This window comes from Pseudomonas sp. KD5, assembly GCF_012932895.1.
Lineage (GTDB): Bacteria > Pseudomonadota > Gammaproteobacteria > Pseudomonadales > Pseudomonadaceae > Aquipseudomonas.
On sequence record NZ_JDWJ01000001.1, the window covers coordinates 466,077 to 481,970 of the forward strand.

12 protein-coding genes and 1 tRNA gene are annotated in these 15,894 nt (G+C 59.9%); 8 read left to right on the plus strand and 5 right to left on the minus strand.

Annotated features, from left to right (window positions below):
- Nucleotides 1-191 precede the first annotated feature (191 nt).
- The 5 genes from lon to AF70_RS02065 all read left to right on the plus strand — a co-directional run bounded on the left by lon (nt 192) and on the right by AF70_RS02065 (nt 6,240).
- Nucleotides 192-2,588, plus strand: a complete 2,397-nt coding sequence (lon, locus tag AF70_RS02045; RefSeq protein ID WP_007940400.1) for an endopeptidase La — start codon at nt 192-194, stop codon at nt 2,586-2,588.
- Nucleotides 2,589-2,739: 151 nt separating this feature from the next.
- Nucleotides 2,740-3,012, plus strand: coding sequence for an HU family DNA-binding protein (locus tag AF70_RS02050; protein WP_002552737.1), 273 nt, complete (start codon nt 2,740-2,742; stop codon nt 3,010-3,012).
- Between the two features lie 53 nt (nt 3,013-3,065).
- Nucleotides 3,066-3,142, plus strand: a tRNA-Asp gene (locus tag AF70_RS02055).
- Nucleotides 3,143-3,244: 102 nt separating this feature from the next.
- A complete protein-coding gene (locus AF70_RS02060) occupies nt 3,245-5,116 on the plus strand; it encodes a SurA N-terminal domain-containing protein (RefSeq protein WP_019580009.1) in 1,872 nt (623 codons plus the stop codon).
- A gap of 278 nt (nt 5,117-5,394) precedes the next feature.
- The gene (locus AF70_RS02065) at nt 5,395-6,240 is read left to right on the plus strand and encodes a DUF2242 domain-containing protein (RefSeq protein WP_019580010.1); all 846 of its coding nucleotides are present in this window, start codon (nt 5,395-5,397) and stop codon (nt 6,238-6,240) included.
- 290 nt (nt 6,241-6,530) lie between these two features.
- Here AF70_RS02065 and AF70_RS02070 read toward each other — a convergent pair whose 3' ends face one another.
- Both AF70_RS02070 and AF70_RS02075 read right to left on the minus strand, forming a co-directional pair.
- On the minus strand, nt 6,531-7,616 hold the full coding sequence (locus AF70_RS02070; RefSeq protein WP_028941217.1) for an AraC family transcriptional regulator: 1,086 nt from the start codon (nt 7,614-7,616) through the stop codon (nt 6,531-6,533).
- Nucleotides 7,617-7,619: 3 nt separating this feature from the next.
- Nucleotides 7,620-8,750, minus strand: a complete 1,131-nt coding sequence (locus AF70_RS02075) for a carbon-nitrogen hydrolase family protein (RefSeq protein WP_019580012.1) — start codon at nt 8,748-8,750, stop codon at nt 7,620-7,622.
- 208 nt (nt 8,751-8,958) lie between these two features.
- Between AF70_RS02075 and AF70_RS02080 the strand changes: the two genes are divergently transcribed.
- Together AF70_RS02080 and AF70_RS02085 are read left to right on the plus strand one after the other, a co-directional pair.
- On the plus strand, nt 8,959-10,998 hold the full coding sequence (locus tag AF70_RS02080) for an FAD-dependent oxidoreductase (RefSeq protein ID WP_028941218.1): 2,040 nt from the start codon (nt 8,959-8,961) through the stop codon (nt 10,996-10,998).
- A gap of 207 nt (nt 10,999-11,205) precedes the next feature.
- Nucleotides 11,206-12,138, plus strand: a complete 933-nt coding sequence (locus AF70_RS02085) for a 1-aminocyclopropane-1-carboxylate deaminase/D-cysteine desulfhydrase (RefSeq protein WP_028941219.1) — start codon at nt 11,206-11,208, stop codon at nt 12,136-12,138.
- Here the strand turns inward: AF70_RS02085 and AF70_RS02090 are convergent.
- From AF70_RS02090 to AF70_RS02100, 3 genes are all read right to left on the minus strand, one after another.
- Nucleotides 12,135-12,683: a cytochrome b gene (locus tag AF70_RS02090; protein WP_019580015.1), complete on the minus strand. Its 549-nt coding sequence runs from the start codon at nt 12,681-12,683 to the stop codon at nt 12,135-12,137. The two genes, AF70_RS02085 and AF70_RS02090, sit on opposite strands and share 4 nt — an antisense overlap.
- 193 nt (nt 12,684-12,876) lie before the next feature.
- Nucleotides 12,877-13,704 carry a phosphonoacetaldehyde hydrolase gene (gene phnX, locus AF70_RS02095; RefSeq protein WP_028941220.1) on the minus strand — a complete coding sequence of 276 codons (828 nt, stop codon included), beginning with the start codon at nt 13,702-13,704 and terminating at the stop codon, nt 12,877-12,879.
- An 82-nt stretch (nt 13,705-13,786) separates the two neighbouring features.
- A complete protein-coding gene (locus tag AF70_RS02100) occupies nt 13,787-14,896 on the minus strand; it encodes a 2-aminoethylphosphonate--pyruvate transaminase (protein ID WP_028941221.1) in 1,110 nt (369 codons plus the stop codon).
- Between the two features lie 113 nt (nt 14,897-15,009).
- Here AF70_RS02100 and AF70_RS02105 point away from each other — a divergent pair, with 113 nt between their 5' ends.
- On the plus strand, nt 15,010-15,873 hold the full coding sequence (locus AF70_RS02105; RefSeq protein WP_028941222.1) for a LysR substrate-binding domain-containing protein: 864 nt from the start codon (nt 15,010-15,012) through the stop codon (nt 15,871-15,873).
- Nucleotides 15,874-15,894: the final 21 nt, after the last annotated feature.

Consider the following 15,894-nt stretch of genomic DNA (forward strand, 5'->3'; position numbering starts at 1 on the left):
TTGCTATTGTGGGAGAGGGGGCAGCTAACCTGAATTTCTGGATGCGCCGGGATAAATGCAGGCGCTACCGTAAGCTCTGATTTTTTAAGTGATTCTTTTATCCGCTTGTTTTTTTTGAAAACAGCCCCCATCTTGGTTTCAAGCTTACTTCCATCTGTTTACGGCCTTATGGCCGCCGTAGAGGCGAAATCATGAAGACGACCATCGAATTGCCTCTCCTGCCATTGCGTGATGTCGTGGTTTATCCGCACATGGTTATCCCGCTGTTCGTGGGGCGCGAGAAATCCATCGAAGCTCTCGAGGCAGCGATGACGGGCGACAAGCAGATCCTTCTGCTGGCTCAGCGGAATCCTGCTGACGACGATCCCGGTGAAGAAGCACTTTATCGCGTAGGCACCATTGCTACCGTTCTGCAGCTGCTCAAGCTGCCTGACGGCACCGTCAAGGTTCTTGTCGAAGGCGAGCAGCGGGGCGCCGTGGAGCGCTTCAGCGAAGTCGACGGCCACTGCCGTGCCGAAGTCTCGCTGATCGACGAAACCGAAGCGCCTGAGCGCGAATCGGAAGTGTTTGTCCGCAGTCTGCTGGCTCAGTTCGAACAATATGTGCAGCTGGGCAAGAAAGTCCCCGCTGAAGTCCTGTCGTCGCTCAACAGCATCGACGAGCCAGGTCGCCTGGTCGACACCATGGCCGCGCATATGGCCCTGAAGATCGAGCAGAAGCAGGAAATCCTCGAAATCATCGATTTGTCGGCCCGGGTCGAGCACGTTCTGGCGTTGCTGGATGCCGAGATCGATCTGCTGCAAGTCGAAAAACGCATTCGCGGCCGCGTTAAGAAGCAAATGGAGCGCAGCCAGCGCGAGTACTACCTGAATGAGCAGATGAAGGCCATTCAGAAAGAGCTGGGCGACAGCGACGAAGGCCACAACGAAATCGAAGAGCTGAAAAAGCGCATCGATGCCGCCGGTCTGCCGAAAGATGCGTTGGCCAAGGCTCAGGCCGAACTGAACAAGCTGAAGCAAATGTCGCCAATGTCCGCGGAAGCGACCGTGGTGCGTTCGTACATCGACTGGCTGGTTCAAGTGCCATGGAAAGCCCAGAGCAAAGTGCGCCTGGACCTGGCCCGTGCCGAGGACATTCTCGACGCCGACCACTACGGTCTGGAAGAAGTCAAAGAGCGGATCCTTGAATACCTCGCCGTGCAGAAGCGCGTGAAGAAGATTCGCGGCCCGGTATTGTGCCTGGTCGGTCCTCCAGGGGTGGGTAAAACCTCTCTGGCGGAGTCGATTGCGCATGCCACCAACCGCAAATTCGTCCGTATGGCCCTCGGCGGCGTGCGCGATGAGGCGGAAATTCGTGGTCATCGCCGGACTTATATCGGTTCGATGCCAGGAAGATTGATTCAAAAGATGACAAAGGTGGGCGTCCGTAACCCGCTGTTCCTGCTCGATGAAATCGACAAAATGGGCAGCGACATGCGTGGCGATCCGGCGTCGGCGTTGCTGGAAGTGCTCGACCCCGAGCAAAACCACAACTTCAACGATCACTATCTGGAAGTCGACTACGACCTGTCCGATGTGATGTTCCTGTGCACCTCCAACTCGATGAATATTCCACCGGCGCTGCTGGACCGGATGGAAGTGATTCGTCTGCCGGGTTACACCGAAGACGAGAAGATCAACATTGCCGTCAAATACCTTTCGCCCAAGCAGATTGCTGCCAACGGACTGAAAAAAGGCGAACTGGAATTCGACGCCGAAGCGATCCGCGACATCATCCGCTACTACACCCGCGAAGCCGGTGTACGTGGGCTGGAGCGCCAGATTGCCAAGGTTTGCCGCAAGGCGGTCAAAGAGCATGCTCTGGAAAAACGCTTCTCGGTGAAGGTGACTGCCGAGATGCTGGAACACTTCCTGGGCGTGCGTAAATTCCGTTACGGCCTGGCTGAGCAGCAGGATCAGATCGGTCAGGTCACCGGCCTGGCGTGGACCCAGGTGGGCGGCGAATTACTGACCATCGAAGCCGCAGTCGTGCCGGGTAAAGGCCAATTGATCAAGACCGGTTCTCTGGGTGACGTGATGGTCGAATCGATCACCGCAGCCCTGACCGTTGTCCGCAGCCGTGCGAAGAGCCTGGGGATTCCCCTGGACTTCCACGAGAAGCGCGACACCCATATCCACATGCCTGAAGGGGCTACCCCGAAAGACGGCCCTAGCGCCGGTGTAGGCATGTGCACGGCCCTGGTGTCGGCATTGACTGGCATTCCTGTAAGAGCGGACGTCGCCATGACCGGCGAAATCACCTTGCGTGGTCAGGTGCTGGCGATCGGTGGCTTGAAGGAAAAACTGCTGGCTGCTCACCGTGGCGGAATCAAGACGGTGATCATTCCTGAAGAGAACGTACGCGATCTGAAGGAAATTCCTGACAACATCAAGCAAGATCTACAGATTAAACCCGTTAAATGGATTGACGAGGTCCTGCAAATTGCGCTGCAATACGCGCCGGAACCCTTACCGGATGTGGTTCCGGAGATCGTTGCAAAGGATGACAAACGCGAGTCTGACTCTAAGGAAAGAATTAGCACGCATTAGTACGCATTTGCCTGGGGGGCTTCCTTGACAGTTTTTTAGAGCCCTTGTTATAAAGCGGCTCTTAAGTGTCTGTAGGCCATTCAGCACTCGTTTTTTTTGCTTTCACCAAAAAACTTAGAATCAAACTCAAATAGATATAAGGGGACTTAGAGTGAACAAGTCGGAACTGATTGATGCTATCGCTGCATCCGCTGATATCCCGAAAGCTGCTGCTGGCCGTGCGCTGGACGCTGTAATCGAATCCGTCACTGGCGCTCTCAAGGCTGGTGATTCTGTTGTTCTGGTTGGTTTCGGTACTTTCTCCGTGACTGATCGTCCAGCTCGCATCGGTCGTAACCCACAGACCGGTAAGACGCTGGAAATCGCAGCAGCCAAAAAGCCAGGTTTCAAAGCCGGTAAAGCACTGAAAGAAGCTGTCAACTAAGTTCGATTCAGGTTTTTGCCTATCCGGGTCGGGGTCATTCCTGACTTGGCAGCGGAGCGGTAGTTCAGTCGGTTAGAATACCGGCCTGTCACGCCGGGGGTCGCGGGTTCGAGTCCCGTCCGCTCCGCCAGTTACGAGAAGGCGCATCCTCGGATGCGCCTTTCTTCTATCCGGATTCTACCCACGCTCCACGGTTGCCTAATTTTGAAGTTCAACCGTTTCTGGGGGACGCATGCTGCAGAATATCAGGGACAATTCACAAGGCTGGATTGCCAAGACCATCATCGGGGTCATCGTTGCACTGATGGCTTTGACCGGTTTCGACGCTATTTTCAAGGCCACGACGCACAAAAATGACGCGGCCAAGGTCAACGGCGAAGAAATCAGCCAGAACGAGCTGAGCCAGGCGGTCGATATGCAACGCCGTCAGCTCATGCAACAGCTGGGCAAGGATTTCGATGCTTCCTTGCTCGACGAAAAAATGCTGCGCGAATCGGCCCTCAAAGGCTTGATCGATCGCAAACTGCTGCTGCAAGGCGCAGAAAAATCGAAATTCGCTTTCTCCGAAGCCGCTTTGGATCAGGTGATCCTGCAAACGCCTGAATTCCAGGTGGACGGCAAGTTCAGCCCCGAGCGTTTCGACCAGGTGATCCGTCAACTGGGCTACAGCCGTCTGCAATTCCGTCAGATGCTGGCTCAGGAAATGCTGATCGGTCAGCTGCGCGCTGGCCTGGCCGGTAGCGGTTTCGTCACCGATGCACAGGTGTTGGCCTTCGCCCGTTTGGAAAAACAGACCCGCGATTTCGCCACCGTGAACATCAAGGCAGACCCGGCGGCAGTGAAACTGACCGACGATGAGGTCAAGGCCTACTACGACGAACACGCCAAGGAGTTCATGACGCCAGATCAGGTGGTCATCGATTACCTTGAATTGAAGAAGGCATCCTTCTTCGATCAGGTCAGCGTCAAGGACGAAGACTTGCAAGCGGCGTATCAGAAAGAAACCGCAAACCTGTCCGAGCAACGCCGGGCTGCGCACATTCTGATCGAAGTGAACGACAAGGTGACCGAGGCGCAAGCCAAGGCCAAGATCGAAGAAGTTCAGGCGCGCCTGGCCAAAGGCGAGAGTTTCGAGGCCCTGGCCAAGGAGTTCTCCCAGGATCCAGGTTCGGCGAACAACGGCGGTGACCTCGGTTTTGCAGGTCCGGGCGTCTACGATCCAGCGTTTGAAAAAGCCCTGTATTCGTTGGCCAAGGATCAGGTCTCGGAGCCGGTTCGCACTGATTTCGGTTTCCACCTGATCAAGCTGTTGGGTGTCGAGGCGCCTGAAGTGCCAACGTTCGCCAGCCTGAAAGACAAGCTGACCCGCGAGTTGAAAACCCAGCAAGTCGAGCAGCGTTTCGTCGAAGCGACCAAGCAATTGGAAGACTCCTCGTTCGAGTCCTCTGATCTGGCCCAGCCGGCACAAGACCTGAAGCTGACCGTTCACACGTCCGCGCCATTCGGCCGTGAAGGTGGCGAAGGCGTTGCGGCCAATCGTGCCGTAGTGACCGCTGCATTCAGTCCTGAAGTGCTGGATGAGGGTGCCAACAGCACCGCCATCGAGCTGGATCCGGAAACCGTGATCGTGCTGCGCGCCAAGGAGCACCGCAAGCCTGAGCAACTGCCGCTGGAAAGCGTGGCTGCCAGCATCCGCGTGCAATTGACCAAGGAGCACGCGAGTGCCGCCGCCAAGACCAAGGCCGATCAACTGATCGCCAGCTTGCGTGATGGCAAGACCGCACTGGACAAGGCGATCGATGGTCAGAACTGGAAAGTCACCGCAACCGCGACTCGCGCTCAGGAAGGGGTCGACCCAACCGTGCTGCAAGCGTTGTTCCGCATGCCCAAGCCAGTCTCCAAGGACAAGCCGACCTTCAGCAGCGTGACCTTGGCCGATGGTAGCCTGGTGGTCGTGCGTCTGAACGGCGTGAATGAAGGCGCTGCGCCGACCGAAGAAGAGAAGGCTCAATACCGTCGCTTCCTCGCCTCGCGCATTGGCCAGCAAGACTTCGCGGCCTACCGCAAGCTGCTGGAGCGTGAGGCTGAGATCAAGCGTTTCTGATGCCTGACTGAGCTTTGCGCGACACAAAGGACCCCAGCCGAAAGGTTGGGGTTTTTTTATGGGGGAAACGAAAAGATCGCAGCCTGCGCTAGCGCTTTCAGGGGATCGCGGTCATCTTTAGGCGCTGCCGCAGGCTGCGATCTTTTGATTTTTGCTCCGGCGGGACTTTCTCCCGAGATGATGGTCAATGAATCTGTAGCCGTTTTAGACAATCGTTGCTCCGCTAAGCATCGATCTGTTGCACAATACGCCTCGAACCGTTTTCCTCAGGATGTTCAATGTTTAAATCAATTCCCATGCGTGTTGTAGGGCTGGCCTTGGTGCTGGCCGCCGCTGCCGGTTGTTCGTCGAAGAAGGCCGCCATCTATGAGCATGAGAACTTCGACGACTCGGGAACGTTTTCGCGCAGCTATCCGGTGACCGATGCGCAAACCTGCGAAGCCGCCCGTCGGGCCTTGCTTAGCCAGGGTTACATCATCACCAGCAGCGATCCGAAACTGGTCAGTGGGCACAAGAGCTTCCAGCAGACCGGCGAAACCCATATGGAGATCAGCTTCAACGTGGTTTGTGCCGATGACGGCAGCGAGGGGCACCATGCGACCATGTTCGCCAACGCCCTGCAGGACCGATATGCGCTGAAAAAGACCAACAACTCCGCCAGCCTCGGCGTCGGCGTATTGGGCTCGGTATCGATGCCGATCGGCTCGTCCGATGATTCGATGGTCAAGGTCGCGAGTGAAACCGTGTCCTCGGCCAAGTTCTACGAGCGTTTCTTTACCCTGGTCGAACTGTTCCTGCCGCCGGAAGCGAAGAAGGCCGCGCACATTATCGAGAAGCCGAAAACCGAACTGGGGATGCCTGAAGCCAAGGCTGCACCGGCTCAGTTGGCGCCAACCCCGGCACCGGCGGCAGATCCTGCGCCAGCGCCAGCAGCCGAGCCCGCACCTGCCGCCGCGCCTGCCACTTCGGAGCCTGTTGCGCCGCCTGCTGAAACAGCGCCGATTACCCCGACCAAGAGCACCGAGCCGACGTCGTCCACGGAAACGGTCACTCCAGTAGCGGACTCGAGCACGCTGCCGCCGCCGACCGAGCCGATTTCGGCGATACCTGTCTCCGGCCAGTAGTGGGCTTGCTTCTTATGGGAGCGGGTCAGACGATACCGCTCCCGTAACGTCTTTCAAGACTGATCCACATCAAGTCGGGCTGTATTCCTACAGCCCGTATCGAAAAATCCAGTGATAAATTCCTGACCACCTGCTACGTTTTATTCAGTAGCGACGTAGTGTCGTGCCCGCGTCATTTTTCTTTCATGCGGGCACTTTATGCTCAAGGCGTTGGTCATTTATTCAAGCGATTTTTCAACAAACGATGGGGGTTTAATAATGGACGATTATCAAGAAGAACTGCTCGAGTATCAGGCCTTTGAACTGGACCCGCTGGAACCGGCCGAAGACGCAACCGAGCTGTAATTGCGATGACTGCGGCGAAACTCGCCGGGCGTCTGGCCATTCCAGCGTTTGAAGGCCCGCTGAAAGGCTTCGGCTGAGGCAAACCCCAGCAGATAGGCGATTTCGCCGAACGCCAGTTCAGTGTCGCGGATGTAGGTCATGGCCAGGTCACGGCGTGTATCGTTGAGAATTGCACGAAATTGCGTGCCTTCCTCGGCGAGTTTGCGACGCAAGGTCCAGGTTGGCAGCTTCAGGCGTGCCGCCACTTCTTCCAGGTCGGGTTCCCGGCCACCATTGAGCAACGGGCCCAGCAACTGAGTGATGCGTTCACGCAGGCTGCGGGTGCGTGTCAGTTGCTCAAGTTCCCGTTCACACAGTTGCAGCAGGTGCCGCCAGGTGCTCGGGCAGTGCTCCGGATTGCGCTGGGCGAGGCTGTCCAGGCTCAGGCGCAGTTGATTCTGTTCGGCGCCAAACTGGATCGGACAGTCGCCGAGTACGGCATAGGCGTCACGGTAATCCGGCGCGTCAAATTCGATCTCGATTCGTTCGGCACGCAGCGGGGCAGGGCTCACGCTGGACAATTGCTGCAACCAGCCAGCGATGATCGAATCCACCACGAAGCGGTTGTAGGCGTTGTAGGGGCTGATCGAATAGAACCGCAGCCAGGCGCCTTGGGCGTCTTCGTGAAAGCTCGACTGGCCTCGATAGTTGGAGCCGTACAGCGCTTCGAAACGAATCAGGCAGCGCGCCGCTTCGCGCACGGTGGGGGCCTGGGCGGCGGTGACGCCGGCGAGGCCGGCCTGGCTCAGGCGGCTGAGCTCGCCCATGCGCAAACCCAGCGCCGGGTCGTCGGTCAGTTGAATAGCGCCGTGGCCCAGGCGCATGTAGCGCGGGATCGACAGGCGGGCGCCGGCTTCGGCCAGTCGCGCGGCGTCGAGGCCGTACTGTTCCAGCAACGGTTGTGGGTCCAGGCCATGGCTGCGCACGGCGTCGGCCAGGCTATGGACGAAGCCCACCGACAGATCCCCGAGGCGCATCGGCTGCGGTTTCATCGCTTACAACCAGAGGTTCAGCAATTGCGCGCCGCGGGCATCGCCGTCGGCGAAATGCTGCCCGTTGCTGCTGAGAAAGCTTTGACCGGCGCAGCTCTTGTCCCAGAACTGACCGCGCAGGAACACGCTCATGCCGGCGATGCTCTGGCTGGCCGGTGGTTGGGCGGTCAGCGTCAGCCGCTGCCAGGCCTGACCTTCGCTGAGTTCGCCGGCCTTGAGGCTGACAGAACTCGGCGCGGGCAGGCCTTTATAGCCGCGCCATGGTTGATCCCAGGACCCACGCCCGACGACGAACGCCGGGACTGCCACCAGTTGCGCGCCTTGGTCGTCAAGTTTGCGGTAGTTGTCGGGGTACCAGCTGTCGCTGCCGATCAGCACGCCGAGGCGTCCGGCCGGGGTGTCGACGACGTTGACCGGATGATCGGAATTGCCTTGGAGCGTGCCACGTCCAGCGAACGTCGGGTGCACTTGTCGCTGGGGCTGGCCGATTGGCAGGCCGTCGCGACCGAACACCACGCTGCTGTTGTACAGCGCGCCGTGGCCGATGTGCAGGGTGCCGTCGCTGACGCTCGGCTCGGGCAGCACGATGGAACCGGCCACCAGGGTCACGTGGAACTCTTTCGCCAGGCCACCGAACAGCGCCTGGTAATCCTTGGCCATGCGTTTGGCTTTCATTCGCAAGTGCGCGTCGTCGAGACGGTTGCTGCCTTCGGCGCTGATCAGGGCGCGGATGAACTGCAGCGGGTTGCTCGCCGCCAGCCAGTTCATGGCTTCCTTGAGGGTGGTGGCCTGGTACAGCTCGTCTTTCTCGCCGCTGACCATCAGCCAGGTGCCGACATGTTCAGGCAGTACGACGATGGTTTTTTCATTCAGCAGGCCCTGGTCCTGGGCCTTCTGCAAATAGGCCGCGAGCTTGCGGTGCAGGCGTTCAGGACTTTGATAGTCGGTGGGGAACAGTTCGGGCTGGATGCCCAGCAGATTGCCACGATCGGCGGGCGTGCCCTGATCGACCGCGAGATTGATGCGCAGGTCCGACAGGTAATGACCCACCGGACGGTCCGCGGCCCACATCGCGTAGGTCGTCAGGACGGCGATCAACGCCATGGAGAGGGTCAGGTACAGAAGTTTGCGCATGGAAAACAGTCAGTGGCCGTGTGCAGGGTTCGCGACTAGGGTAGGGCGCATGCCTGCGCTTGCCAAGGGGCGCTGCGCATTTGGATCAATAAGTTGTCAGTTACGGTCATTGAGTGACAGCGGTGCGACTCTTAGTCTGTCGAACATGACTGACGGGGGCCGAAGAGCTCCTGCAAACTTTCCGTGATCGCTCGTTGTGGAGTTACCGATGGCCGCCGCTCATTACCCGCACCTGTTGGCCCCGCTGGACCTGGGTTTTACCACGTTGCGCAACCGTTCCCTGATGGGTTCGATGCACACCGGTCTTGAGGAAAAGCCCGGCGGTTTCGAGCGCATGGCCGCGTACTTCGCCGAACGTGCCCGTGGCGGCGTTGGCTTGATGGTCACCGGCGGTATCGGCCCGAACGAAGAGGGCGGGGTTTACTCGGGCGCGGCCAAGCTGACCACCGAGGAAGAAGCGCTCAAACACCGGATCGTCACCCGCGCGGTGCACGAGGCGGGAGGCAAGATCTGCATGCAGATCCTTCACGCCGGGCGTTATGCCTACAGCCCGAAACAGGTGGCGCCGAGCGCGATCCAGGCGCCGATCAACCCGTTCAAGCCTAAAGAGCTGGACGAGGAAGGCATCGAGAAGCAGATCAGCGATTTCGTTACCTGCTCGACCCTGGCGCAAAAAGCCGAGTACGACGGCGTCGAGATCATGGGTTCCGAAGGCTATTTCATTAACCAGTTCCTCGCGGCGCACACCAACCATCGCACTGACCGCTGGGGCGGCGCCTACGAAAACCGCATGCGCCTGCCGGTGGAAATAGTCCGTCGGGTGCGCGAAGCGGTCGGCCCGAACTTCATCATTATCTTCCGCCTGTCGATGCTCGACCTGGTGGAGGGCGGTAGCACCTGGGAAGAAATCGTGCAATTGGCCAAGGCCATCGAGCAGGCGGGCGCGACCATCATCAACACCGGCATCGGCTGGCACGAAGCGCGGATTCCGACCATTGCCACCAAGGTGCCGCGTGCAGCGTTCAGCAAGGTCACGGCGAAACTGCGTGGTTCGGTGAGTATTCCGCTGATCACCACCAACCGCATCAACACCCCGGAAGTCGCCGAGCAGATCCTGGCCGAAGGCGATGCCGACATGGTGTCGATGGCGCGGCCGTTCCTCGCCGACCCGGACTTCGTCAACAAGGCGGCGGCCGGCCGTGGCGATGAAATCAATACCTGCATCGGTTGCAACCAGGCTTGCCTGGATCACACGTTCGGCGGCAAGTTGACCAGTTGCCTGGTGAACCCGCGGGCCTGCCATGAAACCGAACTCAATTACCTGCCGGTGCAACAGATCAAGAAAATCGCCGTGGTTGGCGCCGGTCCTGCGGGGCTGTCCGCCGCCACCGTGGCCGCCGAACGCGGTCATCAGGTGACGCTGTTCGATTCGGCCAGTGAAATCGGCGGTCAGTTCAACATCGCCAAGCGCGTGCCGGGCAAGGAAGAGTTCTTCGAAACCCTGCGCTACTTCAACCGCAAGTTGCAGACCAGCAACGTCGAACTGTGCTTGAACACCCGTGTGGACGTGGCGCAACTGGTCGAGGGCGGTTACGACGAAATCATCCTGGCCACCGGCATCGCGCCACGGGTTCCGGCGATTCCGGGTGTCGAGCACGCCAAGGTGCTGAGCTACCTGGACGTGATCCTCGAGCGTAAACCGGTGGGCAAACGCGTCGCGGTGATCGGCGCTGGCGGTATCGGTTTCGACGTGTCGGAATTCCTCGTGCACGAAGGCGTGGCCACCAGTCAGGACCGCGAAGCGTTCTGGAAGGAGTGGGGCATCGATACGCACCTTGAAGCGCGTGGCGGTGTCGCGGGCATCAAGGCTGCGCCGCATGCGCCGGCTCGTGAAGTGTTCCTGCTGCAACGCAAGACCTCCAAGGTCGGCGATGGCCTGGGCAAGACCACGGGCTGGATTCACCGCACCGGTCTGAAGCACAAAAAGGTGCAAATGCTCAACAGCGTCGAGTACCTGAAGATCGACGACGAAGGCCTGCACATCCGCATCGGCGAAAGCGGCGAACCGCAGGTGCTGCCGGTGGACAACATCGTGATCTGCGCCGGGCAGGATCCATTGCGCGAGTTGCACGACGGTTTGGTTGCGGCCGGGCAGAACGTGCACTTGATCGGCGGCGCGGACGTGGCGGCGGAGCTGGATGCCAAGCGTGCGATCAACCAGGGTTCGCGGTTGGCGGCTGAGTTGTAATCAACACAAAATCTGTGGCGAGGGAGCTTGCTGTGGCGAGGGGGCTTGCCCCCGTGGGGCTGCGCAGCGGCCCCAAACCGATTCAACGCATTTTTTAGTATCACCGCGTTGAATCGGTTTACGACGGCTGCGCCGCCGAACGGGGGCAAGCCCCCTCGCCACATATCTGCTGTTAACATACCGGCTCTTTACCCAGAGCCGGCATCAATGCTTTCCCCTCCAACAGACTGGCTCGCCCAAGCCCCCCTCGAACTCCTTCACCTCGACTGGCTCACCACCGCCGGCATCGACGTCGCCATCCTGCGTCTGGACCAGATCGACCCGCTGATCAGCGGCAACAAATGGTTCAAACTCATCGAACACCTGAAAGCCGCCGACCAGAACGGCGCCCAAGGCATCATCAGCCTGGGCGGTGCTCACTCCAACCATCTCCACGCATTGGCCGCCGCGGGCAAGCGATTCGGTTTCACCACGGTCGGTTTGCTGCGCGGGCATCCGCAAGACACCCCGACAGTAAAGGACTTGCAGGCGTTCGGCATGCAGCTGCACTGGCTGGGTTATGGCGGTTATCGAGCGCGGCATGAGCCGGGTTTCTGGCAGCCGTGGCGGGCGCAGTATCCCGGGCTGCAACCGGTGCCGGAAGGTGGTGGCGGCTTGCGTGGGGCGAAGGGCTGCGTGCAGCTGGTGGCACAGGCTCGCGAGCAACTGAGTGGTCTGGGCTGGAGCCATTACGACGGCTGGTGGCTGGCCTGCGGAACGGGCACGACCCTGGCCGGTCTGGTGCTGGCTGAGGCGGGTGAACACCCGGTGTATGGAGCGCTGGCGGTGCCCGATGATCATGGCGTGGCGCAGCAGGTCGAGATGATTGGGCAGGAAGCCGGTTGGGTCGATCCTTTGTATGAACTACTGGACGCCAGCCGTGGCGGTTTTGCCAAAGTCGATCCGCAGCTGCTTGCATTCATCGAGCAGACCGAACAGGCCCGCGGCATTCTTTTCGAGCCGCTGTACACCGGCAAAGCGCTCATGGTTCTCAAGCAACAGGTCGACGCCGGTAAATTTCCCCAAGGCACGCGCCTGATCTTCATCCACACCGGCGGCTTGCAGGGCCGCCGGGGTTTCGAGCAAAGCGGTCGCGATTAACCGCGTTTGGGCATCATCCGCAGCAAGGTGTTATCGCGCACCACATAGTGGTGGTAAATCCCGGCCACCGCGTGCAACCCGATCAGCCAATAACCGATGGTGGCGCCGAGCTCATGCCAGCCTTGGAACTGCTTGGCCAGCGGTTTGTTTTCTTCGATCAGCAATGGCAAGTCGACGCCATAGAACATCACCCGATGCCCCTCGGCGCTGGTAATCAGCCAACCCAGAACCGGCACGGTGATCATGAAAATATACAGTGCCCAATGCATCAGCCTGGCAACCACGGTTTGCCAGCGAGGGGAGGCGGGAAATATCTGCGGTGCCGGCCCCAGGCTACGGGCGAACAGCCGCAACCAGACCAGGACGAACACGGTCAGGCCGAGCATGAAGTGTGCTTCCTTGATCAGCGTCCGGCCGCCACTGCCTTTGGGAAATATCCCGCGAAATTCGATACAGGCGTAGACCAGTATTAACAGAACCAGCATCAACCAGTGCAGCGCGATCGATACGGTGCTGTAGCGTGATTCGGAATTCTTCCAGGGCATACGGTGTTTCCTCACAATTCTGGTCTGAAGTCACCGTTCTTGTTCGACGGCGTGCACTAACTGTAATCCTGTTTCGCTGGATTTGCCCGAGGCAAATGGGCTGTTCAATGCTCTAAATCAACTGATCGACCACAAAAAAGCGCCAGTTCCATCAAAGGAGCTGACGCTTTTTTTTATGACGCGAGAGGGGCGATCAGTTGGTTTGCGGCATTTCGCCATTGGCCAGACGCTTGTTGATGTCGGCGATCACCTCGGGCAAGTCGCTGATGGTGTCGATCATGTAGTGCGGTCGCGAGCCTTCGAACAGAGCATGAATGCGCTTGCGTTCGCTGGCGAGTTTGTCGCTGCTTAGCGCGCGATAACCTTCGTAGTCCAGACCCAGCGCGTTACCGGAGCAGATCAACGCCACGGTCCACATGCCGGCACGGCGACCTTCGAGAATGCCTGGCACCGTGTCGTCGATCTTCACGCAGGCCGCGACGTCGTCGATGCCCAGCGCAATCACATTGGCCAGGGCCTGAGCGGGCCATGGGCGGCCGTTGGGCACTTCGTCGGTGGCGACCACGTGATCAGCGACATAGCCGTTGGTGGCGGCCAGTTCCACCACTTTGTCCATGACCTGTTTCGGGTAGCCGGAGCACGAGCCGATCTTGATCCCTTGTTGGCGCAAGTTGGCGATGGTGTCCAGGGCGCCCGGAATCAGCGCCGAATGTTCGGCGATTTTTTCGATCTGCAGCGGCATGAAGCGTTGGTAGATGGCGGTGACGTCATCGTCGGTCGGCGTGCGGCCGAACACCTGGCGATAACGCTCGGCAACTTGTGGCTGATCGCACAGGGTGCGGATGTGGTCCCACTTGCCCATGCCCATCGGCCCACGGGCTTCTTCGATGGAAACCTGGACGTCGAACTCGGCGAAGGCTTCGACGAAAATCTGCGTCGGGGCGAAGGAGCCGAAGTCGACCACGGTGCCGGCCCAGTCGAGGATGGCGGCTTGCAGTTTGGTTGGGTTGCTGTAGTTCATGTCTCATATCCTGTCTTGGGGAATTGGTGATCCCCGTAGCAGCTGCCGAGCCCGCGAGGCTGCTGCTACGGAGCGTGGTGGATCAGATTTCGATGACTTCCATCTCGCGCAGCACCTCGGCCACGGCCGCCACCGCTGCGTGCATTTCGGCCTGGTTGACGTGGCCGATGCAGCCGACGCGGAAGGTGTCGACCTGGGTCAATTTGCCGGGGTAGAGGATGAAACCCTTGGACTTGACCCGTTCGTAGAATTCCTTGAACTGATAGCGCGGGTCTTTCGGCGCATGGAAGGTAACGATGATCGGCGCCTGGATCGCCGCGGGCAGGAAGCTGCGCAGGCCGAGTTTGGCCATGTCATCGAGCAGCACCTGGCAGTTGTTGGCGTAGCGTTGATGCCGCGCCGGCAAACCACCTTCTTCGTGGTATTGCAGCAAGGCTTCGTGCAGCGCCGCGACCACGTGGGTCGGCGGGGTGAAGCGCCATTGACCGGTTTTGGCCATGTAGGCGTGCTGATCGAACAAGTCCATCGCCAGCGAGTGCGAGTTGCCGGCGGCGTTCGCTAGCGCTTCTTTGCGAGCGAAAACGAAACCCATCCCCGGCACGCCCTCCAGGCATTTGCCCGAGGCGGCGATCAGGGCGTCGAACGGCACCTGTTGCGCATCGATCGGCAGGGCGCCAAACGAGCTCATGGCGTCGATGATCAGGCGTTTGCCGTGCTGCTCGATGACGTGGGCGATTTCTGCCAGCGGGTTGAGGATGCCGGTGCTGGTTTCGCAGTGAATCAAGGCGACGTGGGTGATGCTGGCGTCGGCCTGCAGCAGGCGGTCGACGTCGGTGGTGGTGATCGGTTCGTCTTCGGCGGTTTCGAAGGTGCTGAACGAACGGCCAAGCACTTCGCAGATCTTCGCCAGGCGTTTGCCGTAGGCGCCGTTGATCAGCACCAGCACTTTACCGTCCCGGGGCACCAGCGTGCCGATCGCCGCTTCGACCGCGAACGTGCCGCTGCCTTGCAGGGGCACGCAGTGGTGGCTGTCGCCGCCGTTGATGATCACCAGCAATTGCTCGCACAGGCTGGCGGTCAATTGGTTGAAGCGGTCATCCCATGAACCCCAGTCGACCATCATCGCCTGACGGGTACGTTGCGATGTGGTCAATGGGCCGGGGGTGAGCAGGATGGGCTCGGCAGTACGCATTCTTGTGTCCTTGCAAAAGCTCAGTGGGATGAAACTACGGGGCATAAATTGCAATTCGACGTGCTATCAATCAAATTGTTTGTTGTTATGCCAGCCATCAGTGAGAGTTATTCATGAATCTGTTCCAGCTGCGTGCCTTCGATGCCGTGGCCCGCGAGGGCAGCTTCACCCGCGCCGCCGCACGCCTGTTCATCAGCCAACCGGCGGTCACCGGGCACATCAAGGCGCTGGAGGAGCGTTACCAGATCACCTTGTTGCGCCGCACCGCGCGGCGCGTCGAGTTGACGGAAGAGGGCACCAAGCTCGCGGCGATCACCCGGGCAATGTTCGGCCTGGCCGAAGAAGCGCAGGCGATGCTGGAGGCCAACCGGCAGCTACTCACCGGGCGCCTGGAAGTGGCGGCGGATGGCCCGCACATGGTCATGCCGATGCTCGCCAGCCTGCGTGTGCGTTATCCGGGGATTACCGTGAACCTGCGGTTGGGCAATGCCCAGGAAACCCTCGCGGCGTTGTTGTCGGAGCATGCCGACGTGGCGGTGCTGACCGAAGTCGAGCCGCGCAAAGGGTTGCATCTGCAAGGGTTGAGCGAGTCGAGGATTTGCGCGTTGGTGCCTGCTGGTCATCCGTGGGCGCAGCAGTCGAAAGGGGTGCCGCTCAAGGCGCTGGACCAGGTGATCATGGTGTTGCGCGAGCCGAGTTCGATTACCCGACGCACGTTCGACGAGGCGTGCATTCAAGCCCGGGTCAATCCACGGGTGTTGCTGGAACTGGACAGTCGCGAGGCCGTGACCGAGGCAGTGGCCGCCGAGTTGGGCGTGGGCGTGGTGTCGTCGGTGGAAGTCAGTCACGACCCACGGGTGGCGGCGGTGCCGATCATTGGCGAGGGGCTGGTCAATCGGCACATGATCGGTTGTATGGAACGGCGGCGGGATTTGCGCTTGATACAGGCGTTTTTTGGGCTGGCGCCCGTCGGGTAGAGCGCGGCGTGGCTATCGCGG